The organism is Micromonospora sp. NPDC049282 (assembly GCF_043197045.1).
Classification (GTDB): domain Bacteria; phylum Actinomycetota; class Actinomycetes; order Mycobacteriales; family Micromonosporaceae; genus Micromonospora.
The window spans coordinates 181253-196704 of record NZ_JBICSL010000001.1 but is presented as its reverse complement, the minus strand read 5'-3'; the positions used below and the strand labels follow the sequence as shown (position 1 = coordinate 196704).

Here is a 15452-nt window from a genome sequence, read left to right as displayed (position 1 = left end):
CCGGGTGATCGGATCCGGCCACGGCCGTTCAGCCGCAAGACGTCTCAGGTCTGCGCGGCGTTGCCGGGAACGGTCACTTGTGGACGATCAGGTGCCGAGCCTCGGCCGTTCGGCCGAGCCGGCGGTCGGCGGCCGGGTCAGGAGCCGGTGACGCCGTCGAGACGTTCGCGGATCAGGTCGGCGTGGCCGTTGTGCCGGGCGTACTCCTCGATCATGTGCACGTACACCCAGCGGAGGCTGATCTCGTGCGTGCTGCCGTCGCGCTTGCGGCTGACGAAGGTGTGGTCCAGCGGCAGGTCGGCCACCGCCCGGTCGGCCGCCTCGATCTCGGCGTGCAGGGTGGCGAACGCCTCGGCCGGGTCGGCGTCGGCGATGTCGTTGAGGTCGGCGTCCGGGTCGGCGCTGTAGTCGTACAGGTCGGGCAGCTCCAGGCCGGCCGCGTGGTGCCGGAACCACCAGCGCTCCACGTCGGCCATGTGCCGCACCAGGCCGAGCAGGGTCAGCCCGGAGGGCTCGACGCTGGGGGTGCGCAGTTGGTCGGCGGTCAGCCCGGCGCACTTGAGGCGCAGGGTGTCGCGGTGGGTGTCCAGCCAGCCCTGGAGCATGTCCCGCTCCTCGGCGACGTAGGGCTCGTGGCGGCGGTCGACTTCGGGTGCTCTCCAGGTCGTCATCCCGGCGATGTTAAGAGGGGGCCCCGGTACAACGCGAGCCGTTAACCGGGGACCCCTCCTTACACTCCGGTGCGGCTCCTGTTCCCCTCGGGGCAGGTCAGAACGTCTCGTTGAACCGGTGCATCAGCCGGGCGAAGTGCGCCACGTCCTCTTTCGGCCAGTCCTCCAGCGAACGTCGGATCTGCCCGAGTCGGGCCGCCCGGGCCGCGTCGAACCGCCGGGTGCCCTCCTCGGTGAGGCTGAGCTGGGCGGCCCGCCGGTCGGTCGGATCCGGGTCACGGCGCACCAGGCCCAACGCCTCCAGGCCGCCGATCTGGCGACTCAACGTGCCCTTGCCGATGCCCAGCTTGACGGCCAGGTCGGTGAGCCGGATCTGGCCCGAGCGGCGCAGCCAGAGCAGCAGCCCGTAGGCGTTCGGCTCCAGGTTGGGATGGACCTCGCGGGCGATCTCCCAGGACAGCGCCCGGCCGCGGCGCAGCAGCGCGGTCAACTCGTGTTCCACGGCGCGCAGCGTCTCGTCCATCGTCAGAGGATAGTCATGGCTCGTCGCTGAGCTGCTGGCGCGCCACCGGCCGCAGCTCGCCGTCGCCGGCGGTGCCCTCGATCACCACGGCGGCCGACCGGCCCCGGTGGGTAAGCGTGGCCACCGCGTTGCCGAAGTAGGGCCCGGCCAGCTTGCGCCACCGCACCAGCGGCCGGCGCACCCCCGCCGAGCGGGCCAGCGCCCGGGTCGCCCCGGCCGGCCCCGGGTTCCAGCCCAGCTTCATCAGCGGCCGCATCCCGGCCGGCACCTGGTTGTGGATCGGCGAGCAGGTGAGCTGGTGCACCGGCGTACGCACGCCCCGGTCGGCGAACCGGGCCCGGGCCACGTAGGAGTGGTGCACGTCGCCGGAGAGCACGCTGATCGAGGCCGGGCGCGGGTACGCCGGCCCGGCGCCCACCCGCGCGCCGGTGCGCGCCGCGGCGCCGCTGCCCAACCGGGCGAACAGCTCGCCGAGCGCGTCGAAGGAGCGCCGGAACGCCGCCCAGTGCTCCAGGTCCCAGGCCCGGCGCATCTGCTCGGCCAGCCGGGCCACCCAGGGCCGGTCGGAGTCGGCGAGGCGCTCGTTCCACGCCTCCACGTGGTGGATGCCCGGCGGCAACAGCCAGGGCAGCGAGGTGCCCACCACCAGGTGGTCGTAGGCGCCGTGCGCCTGGTCGAGGAACCACGACCACTCGCCGGGCGGCAGCATCGCCCGGTGCCCGGGCAGGAGCACCCGGCTGGAGCGGTTGTCCAGCATGACCAGGCGGGTCCGGCCCAGGTCCAGCGCGTAGCTCCACTGATATTGCACGGCCCGCCACCGCTCGGTGTCGTGCGCCAGGTCGGCCTCGGTGTCCACCCGCTCGCCGAACTCGTGCAGCACGCCGGTGGCGTCCTCGGCGGCCACCACCTTCGCGTACACCGGGTCGGCGGCGATCTCGTCCGGGCCGAGGTTGCCCAGGTGCTGGTAGACCCAGTAGGAGGCGAGGCCGCTGCGGATCCGCTCGGCCCACCACGGCTGCTCGCGCATGTCCGCCCGCCAGGACGCCGAGGTGTTCCAGTCGTCGATCACCTCGTGGTCGTCGAAGATCATCACGCTCGGCACGGTGGAGAGCAGCCAGCGGATCTCCGGATCGCGCCAGGACTCCAGGTAGAGCTTCGTGTACTCGTCGAAGCTGACCACCTGCGCCGCCGGGGCGTCCTTCGGTCGCCGGCGGCGTCGCCTGAGCAGCCGGCGCACGGTCGGCGAGGTCTCGTCGGCGTAGACCTGGTCGCCGAGCAGCACCAGCAGGTCGGGGAGCGCCACCTCGTCGGGCGCGGCCATCACCCGCCGGGCGTACGCGTCGAGCGCGTCCGGCGGCAGCTTGCGCGCGGTGGAGTGCTGGGTGGTCTCCCGGCAGGAGCCGAAGACGAGGCGCACCGGCTGGTCGCCGTCGTCGGCCGCCCGGGTCCGGATCACGCTGGGCGGGAACCCGCTGTCCGGCACCGGCCAGGCCACCTCGTCGTCGATCAGCACCTCGTAGCGGGAGGAGCTGTCCGGGGTGAGCCCGGTCACGATCACGATCGCGTAGTGGTGGTCGTACGCCGAGAAGGTGGGCGCGCTGCCGGTGGCGCCGTCGGCCGTGCGGACGGTGACCACCGCGGGTGCGCTCGTCTCCACCCAGACGGTCGCCCGCGTGTCGACGACCCGGCGGAGCAGTGGGCCGATGAGCAGGCGGGAACCGGGCACGACGTTACCTCCGACAAGATCGATTGGGTCTTCCTACCCGGCCGGCGGTTGCGGTACGCCTTCCAGCAGCGAGCGTACCCGCAGGTTGTTCGCGTGCCGAGGCCGTGAGTGGGACGCCGTCGCCGGCATCTGACAGGATTTCGGGCATGAAGGAATACCTCCTCGTCGCTCTCGCCCTGCTCGGCGTGCTGATCATCGGTGGCCTGAGCCTCGTGGTGCCCCGGCTGCGCCGCCGCCCGGAGCCGCCGCTGCCGACCACGGAGGTCGACACCCGCACCGAGGAGGACCTGGCCGGCCCGCCGGTGGAGGCCCCGGAGGCGGAGCTGAGCACCGGCGTGGTGGTCGAGGCGCCGCCGGTCGAGGCACCCCCGATCGAGGTGCCCGAGCCCACCGCCGGCCGGCTGGTCCGGCTGCGCTCCCGGCTGTCCCGCTCCCAGAACGCCTTCGGCAAGGGCCTGCTCGGCCTGCTCAGCCGGGACCGGCTCGACGAGGACACCTGGGAGGAGATCGAGGACAGCCTGATCACCGCGGACGTCGGCATCGACTCGACCCGGGAGATCGTCGACCGGCTGCGCGAACGGACCCGGGTGCTCGGCACCCGCACCGGCGACGAGCTGCGGACGCTGCTCGCCACCGAGCTGGTCAACGCGCTCGACCCGAGCCTGGACCGGTCGCTGCGGACCGCGTCGAAGGAGGGCGTCCCGGCGGTGGTGCTTGTGGTCGGCGTCAACGGCGCCGGCAAGACCACCACCTGCGGCAAGATCGCCCGGGTGCTCGTGGCGGACGGCCGCACCGTGCTGCTCGGCGCGGCCGACACGTTCCGGGCCGCCGCCGCCGACCAGCTGGAGACCTGGGGCGGTCGGGTGGGCGCGGAGACGGTCCGCGGGCCGGAGGCCGCCGACCCGGCCAGCGTCGCGTTCGACGCGGTCCGGCGCGGCATCGACGTCGGCGTCGACACCGTGCTGATCGACACCGCCGGCCGGTTGCAGAACAAGGTCGGCCTGATGGACGAGCTGGGCAAGGTGAAGCGGGTGGTGGAGAAGCACGGCCCGATCGACGAGACGCTGCTGGTGCTGGACGCCACCACCGGCCAGAACGGCCTGGAGCAGGCGCGGGTCTTCACCGAGGTGGTGAACGTCACCGGGGTGGTGCTGACCAAGCTCGACGGCACGGCCAAGGGCGGCATCGTGATCGCCGTGCAGCGCAAGCTCGGCATCCCGGTCAAGCTGGTCGGCCTCGGCGAGGGCAAGGACGATCTCGCCCCGTTCGACCCGGCGCAGTTCGTCGACGCGCTGCTCGGCACCGAGCCGCCCGGCCGGGACGCGTAGCCTCTCCCGTGACGACTGACGATCGCGCCTACGCCGGGTGGCGCGACCCCAGCCACCCGGCGCCACGCCTCGGGAGACCGTACGTGACTTCGCAGGAGATCCCGCTGCACGGCGGGAACGTGAGCACCGTGGTCCGCGTGGGCGACACGGTCCGGCGCAACGCCGGCCCGTGGACGCCCTCGGTCCACGCGTTGTTGCGCCACCTGGAATACGTCGGCTTCACCGGCGCGCCGCGCGCGCTCGGCATGGACGAGCGCAACCGGGAGGTCCTGTCGTACCTGGAGGGGGAGTGCGGGGAATACCCGCTGGCCCCGCACTGGGTCACCGACGAGGCCCTGGTCACCGTGGCCACCATGCTGCGGATGTTCCACGACGCCCAGTACGGCTTCACCCCGCCGCCCGGCGCGGTCTGGCGCTCGTTCGGGCCGCCCCCGCCGGACACCGAGGTGATCTGCCACCACGACGCGGCCCCGCACAACGTGATCTGGCGTCCCGACGGCACGCTCGGGCTGATCGACTTCGACCTCGCCTCGCCCGGCGCCCGCATCTACGACGTGGCGTACGCGGCCTGGACCTGGGTGCCCATCTTCTCCGACCGGGACTCCGTCACGCTCGGCTGGAAGCGCCCCGACCGGCCACGCCGGCTGCGGCTCTTCGCCGACGCGTACGGGCTGATCCCCCGCGACCGGCACCGGCTCATCCGCACCATCCGCAAGCGCATCGTCGACCACGTCGAGGGCATCCGGCGGATGGCCGCCGCCGGTGAGCCGGCGTTCGTCCGGATCGTGCACAAGGGCCACCTCCGCCGGCCGATGCGTGACCTGCGCCTGCTCGACTACGAGCGGCACCACCTGGAGTACGCGCTGCGCTGAGCAAGATCGACGCTCGTCACACGCCGGAAACAAGCCGTCACGTGTCGGAAATCGAGCGGTGTCGGTGCAGGAAACAGCAGCCGACCAAGCTCTCGCGCAACCGGCGTACGGGCGACGCTGCCCCGGAAGCCGCGAAGGAGGGAACTTCACCTTTAGGAGGCCAGCGTGCCTGAAGCACCGACGATCGACGGCGGCAACACCGTTTGGCTGCTGGTTTCGACCGCTCTCGTGCTGCTCATGACCCCCGGCCTGGCGCTGTTCTACGGCGGCCTCAACAGGTCCAAGGGCGTGCTCAACATGATGATGATGAGCTTCTCGGCCATCGGGCTCATCTCTGTTCTGTGGTGGTTCTACGGTTTCAGCGTCGCGTTCGGCAGCGACGTCAACGGGCTCTGGGGTGACCCGGGCGCCTACCTCGGCACCAAGACGTTCCTCGCCGAGACCGACCTCTGGGGCGCCACGGCGGAGAACCCCAGCGGCATCGGCATCCCGCTCTACGTGTTCATGGCGTTCCAGATGGTCTTCGCGGTGATCACCGTCGCGCTGATCAGCGGCGCCATCTCCGACCGGGCCAAGTTCTCCGGCTGGCTGCTCTTCGCGTTCGGCTGGGCCACCCTGGTCTACTTCCCGGTCGCGCACTGGGTGTGGGGCGGCGGCATCATCGGCGCCAAGCTGCACGCGCTCGACTTCGCCGGTGGCACCGCGGTGCACATCAACGCCGGTGCGGCGGCGCTCGGCGTGGCGCTGGTGCTCGGCAGGCGGGTGGGCTGGCCGCGCGAGGGCATGAAGCCGCACAACATCCCGCTGGTCGCGCTCGGCGCCGGTCTGCTCTGGTTCGGCTGGTTCGGTTTCAACGCCGGCTCCGAGCTGACCGTCGACCCGGTGGCCGGTCTGGCGTTCCTCAACACCCAGCTCGCCACCGCCGCGGCGGTGCTCGGCTGGCTGCTGGTCGAGCGGATCAAGGACGGCCGCCCGACCATGGTCGGCGCGTCCTCCGGCGCGGTGGCGGGTCTGGTCGCCATCACCCCGGCCTGCGGGTTCATCGCCCCCTGGGCGGCGGTCCTGCTCGGCGGCGTCGCCGGCGCGGTCTGCGCGCTCGCCATCAGCCTGAAGTACAAGCTCGGCTACGACGACTCCCTCGACGTGGTCGGCGTGCACTTCGTCGGCGGCTGGATCGGGTCGCTGTGGCTCGGCCTGTTCGCCACCAACTCCGTCAACAGCGCGATCGGCGACGTGGTCGGCGCCTCGGACGGCCTGTTCTACGGCGGCGGCGTGACCCAGCTCGGCCGGCAGGCGCTGGCCGGTCTGATCGTCACCGTCTGGTCGGGCGGCGTCGCCTGGCTGCTCGCCTTCGCGATCCAGAAGACGATCGGCTTCCGGGTGGCGGCCGAGGCGGAGGTCGACGGCATCGACGTCGCCGAGCACGCGGAGAGCGCGTACGACCTGTCGCCCACCACGGGCAGCAGCACGAGCGCGTTCGCGATGGCCGGGATCGGCGGCACCAGGCCGAACCCGGAGCCCGCCGACGAGGCGGAGGAGTCCGCGCCGGTCAGCGAGAAGGTCGCCGGTTAACGTTCCAGGGATGGAGGGGTTGGACATGAAGCTGGTGACCGCGGTCATCAAGCCGTACCAGCTGGACGCGGTGAAGGAGGCCCTGCACGCGCTCGGCGTGGCCGGGCTGACCGTCAGCGAGGTCCAGGGCTACGGCCGGCAGAAGGGGCACACCGAGGTCTACCGGGGTGCGGAGTACACGGTGGAGTTCCTGCCCAAGATCCGGGTCGAGGTGCTCACCGACGAGATCGACGTGGACAAGATCGTGGACGCCATCGTCGGCGCCGCCCGGACCGGCAAGATCGGCGACGGCAAGGTCTGGGTGACCGGCGTCGAGGAGGTCGTCCGGGTACGCACCGGCGAGCGCGGGCTCGACGCCCTCTGAGAGCGGAACCCGCCGACGTGACCTCGTTGACCACGGCCACCGGCCCCACCGGGTCCGGCGTGCCCGTGGTCAACGAGGTCGTCGGCGTACCCGGGGGCATCGGTGAGCCGGCCCGGTCCGCCCGGGCCGGCGCGCTCGACGCCTGGCTGCGCCGGATCTTCCCGGCGCGGGCCGGGGTCGCGCTGGTCGCGGTGGGCGGGCTCGGCCGCCGCCAGTGCGCCCCCTACGGCGACCTCGACCTGGTGCTGCTGCACGCCGGTGTGGCCGGCATCGACGAGCTGGCCGCCTCGCTCTGGTATCCGATCTGGGACGCCGGACTACGGCTCGACCACTCGGTGCGGACCGTCGCGGAGGCGCTGTCGGTGGCCCAGGACGATGTCAAGGTCGCCCTCGGCCTGCTCGACGCGCGGCACGTGGCCGGCGACCCGGCCCTGACCGACCAACTCGCCCGCACCGCCACCGACCACTGGCGGCGCACCGCGATCCGTCAGCTGCCCGGCCTGCGCGAGATCACCGCGGCCCGCTGGGAGGCCCACGGCGAGCTGGCCTTCCTGCTGGAGGGCGACCTCAAGGAGGCCGCCGGCGGCCTGCGCGACGTCGGCATCCTGCGCGCCATCGCCACCGCCGGCGTCACCGACGCACTCCGCCCGGCCGTGCACGCCGCGCACCGGCGCCTGCTGGACACCCGCGACGCCCTGCACCAGCAGGTCGGCCGCCGGGTCGACCGGCTGCTCGCCCAGGAACGCGACGGCGTGGCCGCCCTGCTCGGGCTGCGCCAACCCCAGCTCGGCGCGCCCGTCGGGGCCGCGTCCGTGGGGCCCGCGTCCGACGGCGGCGCGTCCGACGGCGGCGCGTCCGGAGGGCGCGCGCCCGTCCGGGACGACGCCCCGCCGCCGGTCGCCGAGGGGGACACGCTGCTGCGGCTGGTGGCCGGCGACGCGCGAACCGTCAGTCACGCCCTGGACGACGCCTGGCGGGCCGCCGACCGGCTCCGCTCCGGCCGGCACCGCGCCGCCCCCGGCCGGCCGGTGCGCCGCCCGGTCGCCCGCGACGTCGTCGAGCAGGACGGCGAGCTGGTGCTCGCCCGTACCGCGATCGGGGCCCGCCCCGACCCGAGCCTGTCGCTGCGGATCGCGGCCGCGGCGGCCACCACCCGGCTGCCCATCGCCCGGGCCACCTGCGAGTGGCTGGCCGCCTACTGCCCGCCGCTGCCCGCGCCGTGGCCGCCGGCCGCCCGCGCCGCGCTGACCACCCTGCTCGGCGCCGGTCCGGGCCTGGTGCCGGCGTGGGAGACCTGCGACCGGTACGGGTTGATCGACGGCTGGCTGCCCGAGTGGACCAGGCTGCGCAGCCTGCCCCAGCACAACCCGGTGCACCGGTTCACCCTCGACCGGCACCTGGTGCAGACCGCGTACGAGGCGAGCCGGCACACCCGCGAGGTGGAACGGCCGGACCTGCTGCTGCTCGGCGCGTTCCTGCACGACATCGGCAAGGGACTCCCCGGGGATCATTCGACGGTCGGGGCGCCGCTGGCCGAGGCGGTCGCCACCCGGATCGGGCTGCCCCCGGCCGAGGCGGCGCTGATCGGCACGCTGGTCCGGCTGCACCTGCTGCTGCCCGACGTGGCCACCCGGCGGGACCTGTCCGACCCGAAGACCGTCGCCGGTGTCGCCGAGCGGGTCGGCGACACCGGCACCCTGGAACTGCTGCACGCCCTCGTCCAGGCCGACGCCGCCGCCACCGGCCCGGCCGCCTGGTCCGGCTGGAAGGGCCGGCTGATCGCCGAACTGGTCGCCCGGGTGCGCACCACGCTGGACACCGGCGTGGTGCCCGCGCCGCCGGCCCCCGACCCGGCGCTGGTCGCCGGGCCGCTTCCGGTCGTACACCTGGGGGAGGACCGGGTGGCGGTGGCCGCCGCCGACCGGCGTGGGCTGCTCGCCACGGTGGCCGGGTGCCTGGCCCTGCACCGGCTGGAGGTGATCTCCGCGGACGCCGCCACGGTCGACGGCCGCGCCCTGGTCGAGTGCCGGGTGCAGCCGCGCTACGGGCTGGCGCCCGACCCGATCGCGCTCAGCGCCGACCTGCGCCGCGCGGTCGCCGGCGACGTCTCGGTCATCCAGCGCCTGCGCGGCCGGGCCCTGGCGGCCCGGAGCCGGGGCGCCGCGCCCCGGGTGGTCTGGCACCGGGAGGCGGCCACCGACGCGGTGCTGCTGGAGTTGCGGGCCGCCGACGCGGCCGGCCTGCTCTACCGGGTCACCTGCGCGCTCGACGAGGCCGGCGCCCAGGTGCGGGCCGCCCGGATCTCCACCCTCGGCGGCGACGTGGTCGACGCTTTCTACCTGGTCGGCGGCTGGCCGCCGGACGAGCAACGAGCCCGCGTCGAGGCCGCCGTGCTCGCCGCCGTGTAAGGCGGGGCCCCCGGTCAACGCATTCGGTAGAGGCGGGGCCCCCGCTCAACACCTCGGGCTACGCCCGCTGACGTACGCCGGGAGCCGCCGCCGGGCCGACGTGCCGAGGGCCCGGGGCCGGGAGGCTCGGGGGCATGAACCTGCCAGTGCGGACCGAAGGGCTCACCAAACGGTACGGCGGCCTCACCGCCGTGCGGAATCTCGACCTGACCGTGCGGGCCGGCGAGGTGTACGGCTTCCTCGGCCCCAACGGCGCCGGCAAGACCACCACCCTGCGCATGCTGCTCGGCCTGATCCGGCCCAGCGCCGGCACGGTACGGCTGCTCGGCCGCGCGCCCGGCGCCGGGCGGCTCACCGGCGTCGGCGCGCTGATCGAGGGGCCGGCGTTCTACCCGTACCTGTCCGGTCGGGACAACCTGCGGGTGCTGGCCCGCTACGCCGGGGTCGGCGCGGACCGCGTCGCGGCGGTGCTCGACCTGGTCGACCTCACCGATCGGGCGGGCGACCGGTACGCCGGCTACTCGTTGGGCATGAAGCAGCGGCTCGGGGTGGCCGCCGCGCTGCTGAAGGACCCGCGCCTGCTGATCCTGGACGAGCCCACGAACGGCCTCGACCCGGCCGGCATGGCGGACATGCGGACCCTGATCCGGCGGCTCGGCGCGGCCGGATCGACCGTGCTGGTCTCCAGCCACCTGCTCGGCGAGGTGGAGCAGGTGTGTGACCGGGTCGGTGTGATCGCCCGCGGCGCGTTGGTGGCCGAGGGCAGCGTCGACGAGCTGCGCGGCGCGGCCGGGTTGCGGGTGCGCGCCGACCCGCCGGACCAGGCGGCGGCGCGGGCCCGGGAACTCGTCGGCGCGGACCGGGTGCGCGTCGTCGACGGCGGGCTGGAACTGGCGATCGAGCCGGAGCGGGCGGCCTGGCTGAACGCCGAGCTGGTCGGCGCCGGGCTCGCCGTGCGCGAGCTGCGGCCGACGGAACGGGACTTGGAGCAGGTCTTCTTCGACCTGGTGGAGAGGGGTACGGCCGATGTCGCGTAGTTTCCGCGCCGAGCTGGTCAAGCTGGTCCGGCGGCCGGCCGCCTGGCTGCTGCTGACGATCACCCTGGCGCTGTCGTTGATCTTCACCTACCTCTTCCCGTACGCCGGGGCGGCCGGCGGCGCCGACGGCCCGAACACGGACCGGGCGCTGCCCGCCATGCTCCCCGACCACCTGGTCGGCAACTCGCTCGGCGGCCTGCCGGTCTTCCTCGGCGCGATCCTGCTCATCCTCGGCGTGCTCACGGTGGGCGGCGAGTACGGCTGGGGCACCTGGAAGACCGTGCTCACCCAGGGGCCCACCCGGATCGAGGTGTACGCCGGCAAGCTGCTCGCCCTCGCTCTCGCCGCGCTGGCCGTGGTGCTCGCCGTGTTCGTGGTCGGCGCGGTGGCCGCCGTGCTCATCGCGACCGCCGAGGCGCAGCCGGTGCGCTGGCCGTCGGCCGGTGACCTGGTGGTCGGCGTCGGCGCGGGGTGGCTCATCGCGACGATGTGGGCGATGCTCGGTGCCGTGCTCGCGGTCGCGTTGCGCGCGGTGGCGCTGCCGGTCGGGTTGGGTCTGGTGTGGATGCTCGCCGTGCAGAACCTGCTCGCCGCGATCGCCGCCCCGCTCGTCGACTGGGTGGCCACCGCCCAGCAGGGGCTGCCGGGCCCGAACGCCGGTGCGTTGGCCGCGGCGCTGGGCGCACCGGGAGACACCCCCGGCGTCGCGGCGACCGTCGGCGGCGGGCAGGCGGCGGTGGTGGTGTGCGCGTACCTGGTGGGTTTCGCGGTGGTCGGCGCGGCGCTGCTGCGCCGGCGGGACATCGGCTGAGCCGGGACGGGGAGAGTGGACGTGGATCACGGGCCCGGTGACCGGCGGCGTTGGCTGCTCGACGGCCTGCTCGCCCTGGCGCTGCTGGCGATCGGGCTGGCCGGCACCGCGCCGGCCGGCCTGAACCAGGGCGTGCACGCCGATCCTGGCGCGTACCCGCCGGTCGTGGTGGCGGCGCTCGCGGTGGCGGCGCGCCGACGCTGGCCGCTGCCCACGCTGGCCGTGGCCGCCGCCGCGACGACGGCGTACCTGATGCTCGGCCAGCCGTACGGTCCGATCCTGCTGTCCTTCTTCGTCGCGGTCTACACGGTGGCCGCGCACCGGCCGGTCCGGACCGCGGCGGTGGCCGGCGCGGCCGTGCTGGCGGCGCTGGTGCTGTACGTCCTCGTCGGCGTGCGTCCGCCCGGCCCGGTCGGGCTCATGCCGGTCGCCGCCTGGGTGGTGGTGCCGTTCGCGGTCGGGGTCACCGTGCGGCTGAGCCGGGAGGCCGCCGCCCGGAGCCGGACCGACGAGGCGCGCCGGTTGGCCGACGCGGAGCGGCTGCGGGTGGCCCGGGAGGTGCACGACGTGGTCGGCCACGGGCTGGCCGCGATCCACCTCCAGGCCGAGGTCGCGCTGCACCTGCTGGCCCGCAGGCCCGAGCAGGCCGAGGCGGCGCTCACCGCGATCAGCCGGACCAGCAAGGAGGCGCTGGACGAGTTGCGGGTCACGCTCACCGTGGTCCGGCGGGCAGGTGGTGGCGACGAGGCGGGGACCGACGAGCGCGCGCCGGCGCCGGGGCTGGACCAGCTTCCGCACCTGCGGGAGCGGCTGGCCGGCGCCGGGGTGCCGGTGACCGTCGAGACGACAGGCGAACCGCGCCCGCTGCCGGTGGCGGTGGACCTGGCCGCCTACCGGGTGGCCCAGGAGGCGCTGACGAACGTGCTGCGCCACGCCGGCCCGGCCACCGCCGCGGTCCGCGTCGGGTACGCGTCGGGCGAGGTCACCGTGGAGGTCACCGACACCGGCCGGGGCCGGCCCGCCACGTCGGACCGGTCCGCCGGCTCCGGCCTGGCCGGCATGCGCGAACGGGTCACCGCGCTCGGCGGTACGTTCGACGCCGGGCCGGCCGAGTCGGGCGGCTTCCGGGTGCACGCCACGCTGCCCACGGGGGAGGTCAGATGATCCGGGTGCTGCTCGCCGACGACCAGGACCTGGTCCGGATCGGCCTGCGCGCGCTTGTGGAGAGCGAGGACGACCTGACCGTCGTCGGGGAGGCCGCGGACGGGCTCGCCGCCGTGGCGGCGGCCCGCCGGGAACGCCCGGACGTGGTGCTGATGGACGTGCGGATGCCCGGCGTGGACGGCATCGAGGCGACCCGCCGCATCGTCGGCGACCCGGCGCTGGCCGGCACCCGGGTGGTGGTGCTGACCACGTTCGAGCTGGACGAGTACGTCTTCGACGCGCTCCGGCACGGCGCCAGCGGCTTCCTCACCAAGGACACCCGCCCGGTCGAGCTGCTGCGGGCGATCCGCCTGGTCGCCGAGGGGGAGGCGCTGCTGTCCCCGTCGGTGACCCGCCGGGTGGTCCGGGAGTTCGCCACCCGGCCGGCCCGGACGCCCCGCCCGCATCCCCGGCTGGACGCGCTTACCGATCGGGAGCGGGAGGTGGTGGGGCTGGTCGGCGAGGGGTTGAGCAACGCCGAGATCGCCGAACGGTTGGTGGTCAGCCCGGCGACCGCGCGTACCCACGTCAGCCGGGCCATGGTGAAGCTGGGCGCCCGGGACCGGGCTCAGCTGGTCGTCTTCGCGTACCAGTCGGGCCTGGTCGTCTCCTGACCCTGCGGCCGGGTCGGAGCGGGGCTGCGGGCGGCGGGCTACCCTAACGGTGGGCTGGACAGCCGGCCCGGCCGCCGTGCCAGCCGACCACGACAAACGGGATGTTCGCGTGTTTGACACCTTGAGTGACCGCCTGTCCGGGATCTTCACCAAGCTCCGCGGCAAGGGTCGGCTCACCGACGCCGACATCGACGCCACCGCGCGCGAGATCCGGATGGCGCTGCTGGAGGCCGACGTCGCCCTGCCGGTGGTCAAGGGTTTCATCGCGAACGTCAAGGAGCGGGCCCGCGGGTCCGAGGTCTCCGAGGCGCTCAACCCGGCCCAGCAGATCATCAAGATCGTCAACGACGAGCTGATCAACATCCTCGGCGGCGAGGGCCGGCGGCTCCAGTTCGCCAAGAACCCGCCCACGGTGATCATGCTGGCCGGCCTCCAGGGCTCCGGCAAGACCACCCTCGCCGGCAAGCTGGCCCGCTGGCTCAAGGGCCAGGGGCACCAGCCGCTGCTGGTGGCCGCCGACCTCCAGCGCCCCAACGCCGTCGGGCAGCTCCAGGTGCTCGGTGGCCGGGCCGGCGTCGAGGTGTACGCCCCGGCGCCCGGCAACGGCGTCGGCGACCCGGTGCAGGTCGCCCGCGACTCGATCGAGCACGCCCGCCGGGCCGCCCGCGACATCGTCATCGTGGACACCGCCGGCCGGCTCGGCATCGACGCCGAGATGATGCGGCAGGCCGCGGACATCCGCGACGCGGTCCAGCCCGACGAGGTCATCTTCGTCATCGACGCCATGGTCGGCCAGGACGCGGTCCGCACCGCCGAGGCGTTCCGCGACGGCGTCGGCATCACCGGCGTGGTCCTCTCCAAGCTCGACGGCGACGCCCGCGGTGGCGCCGCGCTCTCCGTCCGGGAGGTCACCGGCCAGCCGATCCTGTTCGCCTCCACCGGCGAGAAGCTGGAGGACTTCGACGTCTTCCACCCCGACCGGATGGCCAGCCGGATCCTCGGCATGGGCGACGTCCTCACGCTGATCGAGCAGGCCGAGGCGGCCTTCGACGCCGATCAGAAGGAGAAGATGACCGCCAAGCTGATGGGCGGGGAGACCTTCACGCTTGAGGACTTCCTCGATCAGCTCATCGCGGTCCGGCGGATGGGTCCGATCGCCAACGTGCTGGCCATGATGCCCGGCATGGGGCAGATGAAGGACCAGATCGCCGAGCTGGACGACAAGCACTTCGACCGGGTCACCGCGATCATCCGGTCGATGACCCCGGCCGAGCGCACCACCCCGAAGATCATCAACGGCTCCCGCCGGGCCCGGATCGCCAGCGGCTCCGGCGTCACCGTGATGGACGTCAACCAACTGCTCAACCGCTTCGCCGACGCGCAGAAGATGATGAAGCAGATGGGCGGCATGATGGGCCTGCCCGGCGGCGGCCGGCGCAAGGCGACCAAGTCGCCGAAGAACAAGCGTAAGGGCACGAAGGGCGGCGGCCGGCCGCGCACCGGGGCCGGCGCGCCGGGCGGCTTCCCCGGCGGCATGCCGCAGCTCCCGCCGGGCCTGGACCCGGGCGACCTGGCCGGCGGTCAGGGCCTGCCCCCGGGCTTCAAGCTGCCGAAGATCGACTTCAACAAGCTCGGCAAGGGCGGCGACAAGGGCCCGCGCTAGCGTGTCGGTGACGGTGGGCGACGTCATCCTCTCCTAGGGTGATGTCGCCCCCTGGAAGGAGATGTCAGTGACCGCGGCCCCGATCCTGCCGGAGCGGCACGAGTGGACGGTCGACGACCTGGGCGACCTGCCCAAGGACCTTCCGTACGAACTGATCAACGGAAGGTTGATCGTGCCGTCCCCCACCGCCCTGCACCAGGACCTTTGCGTCCGCCTGTTGCTCGCGCTTGAGGTCAACTGCCCGCCGGAGTTCCTGGTGAGCATCGACCTGTCCATGCGGGTCGACCGTCGCAACGAGCCGCGCCCGGACGTGGTGGTGATCCGGCGCAAGCACGCCGGCCGATCTCCCGTCCCGATCGAGGACGCGCTGCTCGCCGTCGAGGTCGTGTCCCCGACGTCGCACTTCCGCGACCTCTACGACAAGGCGAGGGTCTACGCCCGCGCCGGGGTCGCCTCCTACTGGGTGGTGGACCCGCAGCACGATCGGATCGCGCTCACCGAGTACACCCTCACCCCCGGTGCGCGTGAGTACGAGCAACTGACCCACACCGAGGACCTGTTCGTCACCGAGCGGCCGTGGAAGGTCTCGGTCGACCTGCCGGCGTTGACCGCGCGCCGCAACGACCTGCTGGCCGGCGCGGACGAGTGATCGGGTAGGAC

Annotated in this window: 14 protein-coding genes; 11 read left to right on the top strand and 3 right to left on the bottom strand. The window is 73.8% G+C overall.

Annotated features, from left to right (window positions below; genetic code table 11):
* Positions 1-137 precede the first annotated feature (137 nt).
* The 3 genes from ACGFI2_RS00905 to ACGFI2_RS00895 form a co-directional block, all read right to left on the bottom strand.
* Entirely contained in the window at positions 138-671 is a 534-nt protein-coding gene (locus ACGFI2_RS00905; protein WP_393508536.1) for a DinB family protein, read from the bottom strand.
* Between the two features lie 97 nt (positions 672-768).
* Positions 769-1194: a MarR family winged helix-turn-helix transcriptional regulator gene (locus ACGFI2_RS00900; RefSeq protein ID WP_393508533.1), complete on the bottom strand. Its 426-nt coding sequence runs from the start codon at positions 1192-1194 to the stop codon at positions 769-771.
* A 13-nt stretch (positions 1195-1207) separates the two neighbouring features.
* Entirely contained in the window at positions 1208-2920 is a 1713-nt protein-coding gene (locus tag ACGFI2_RS00895) for an alkaline phosphatase D family protein (RefSeq protein WP_393508530.1), read from the bottom strand.
* A 146-nt stretch (positions 2921-3066) separates the two neighbouring features.
* Between ACGFI2_RS00895 and ftsY the strand changes: the two genes are divergently transcribed.
* The 11 genes from ftsY to ACGFI2_RS00840 all read left to right on the top strand — a co-directional run bounded on the left by ftsY (position 3067) and on the right by ACGFI2_RS00840 (position 15441).
* A complete protein-coding gene (gene ftsY / locus ACGFI2_RS00890) occupies positions 3067-4248 on the top strand; it encodes a signal recognition particle-docking protein FtsY (protein ID WP_393508527.1) in 1182 nt (393 codons plus the stop codon).
* Positions 4249-4256: 8 nt separating this feature from the next.
* A complete protein-coding gene (locus ACGFI2_RS00885; protein ID WP_393508524.1) occupies positions 4257-5120 on the top strand; it encodes an aminoglycoside phosphotransferase family protein in 864 nt (287 codons plus the stop codon).
* Positions 5121-5285: 165 nt separating this feature from the next.
* A complete protein-coding gene (locus tag ACGFI2_RS00880) occupies positions 5286-6692 on the top strand; it encodes an ammonium transporter (RefSeq protein ID WP_393508521.1) in 1407 nt (468 codons plus the stop codon).
* Between the two features lie 25 nt (positions 6693-6717).
* A complete protein-coding gene (locus ACGFI2_RS00875; protein ID WP_174537509.1) occupies positions 6718-7056 on the top strand; it encodes a P-II family nitrogen regulator in 339 nt (112 codons plus the stop codon).
* 17 nt (positions 7057-7073) lie between these two features.
* On the top strand, positions 7074-9464 hold the full coding sequence (locus tag ACGFI2_RS00870) for a [protein-PII] uridylyltransferase (protein WP_393508518.1): 2391 nt from the start codon (positions 7074-7076) through the stop codon (positions 9462-9464).
* 134 nt (positions 9465-9598) lie between these two features.
* Entirely contained in the window at positions 9599-10501 is a 903-nt protein-coding gene (locus tag ACGFI2_RS00865; RefSeq protein WP_393508515.1) for an ABC transporter ATP-binding protein, read from the top strand.
* Positions 10491-11312, top strand: a complete 822-nt coding sequence (locus ACGFI2_RS00860; protein ID WP_393508512.1) for an ABC transporter permease subunit — start codon at positions 10491-10493, stop codon at positions 11310-11312. The genes ACGFI2_RS00865 and ACGFI2_RS00860 overlap by 11 nt, the downstream gene beginning before the upstream one ends.
* A 21-nt stretch (positions 11313-11333) precedes the next feature.
* On the top strand, positions 11334-12476 hold the full coding sequence (locus ACGFI2_RS00855; RefSeq protein ID WP_393508509.1) for a sensor histidine kinase: 1143 nt from the start codon (positions 11334-11336) through the stop codon (positions 12474-12476).
* Entirely contained in the window at positions 12473-13129 is a 657-nt protein-coding gene (locus ACGFI2_RS00850; RefSeq protein ID WP_393508506.1) for a response regulator, read from the top strand. Before ACGFI2_RS00855 ends, ACGFI2_RS00850 begins: the two co-directional genes overlap by 4 nt.
* A 109-nt stretch (positions 13130-13238) precedes the next feature.
* The gene (gene ffh, locus ACGFI2_RS00845) at positions 13239-14792 is read left to right on the top strand and encodes a signal recognition particle protein (protein WP_393508503.1); all 1554 of its coding nucleotides are present in this window, start codon (positions 13239-13241) and stop codon (positions 14790-14792) included.
* A gap of 61 nt (positions 14793-14853) precedes the next feature.
* Complete coding sequence (locus ACGFI2_RS00840) at positions 14854-15441, top strand: Uma2 family endonuclease (RefSeq protein ID WP_393508501.1); 588 nt, start codon at positions 14854-14856, stop codon at positions 15439-15441.
* Positions 15442-15452 lie beyond the last annotated feature (11 nt).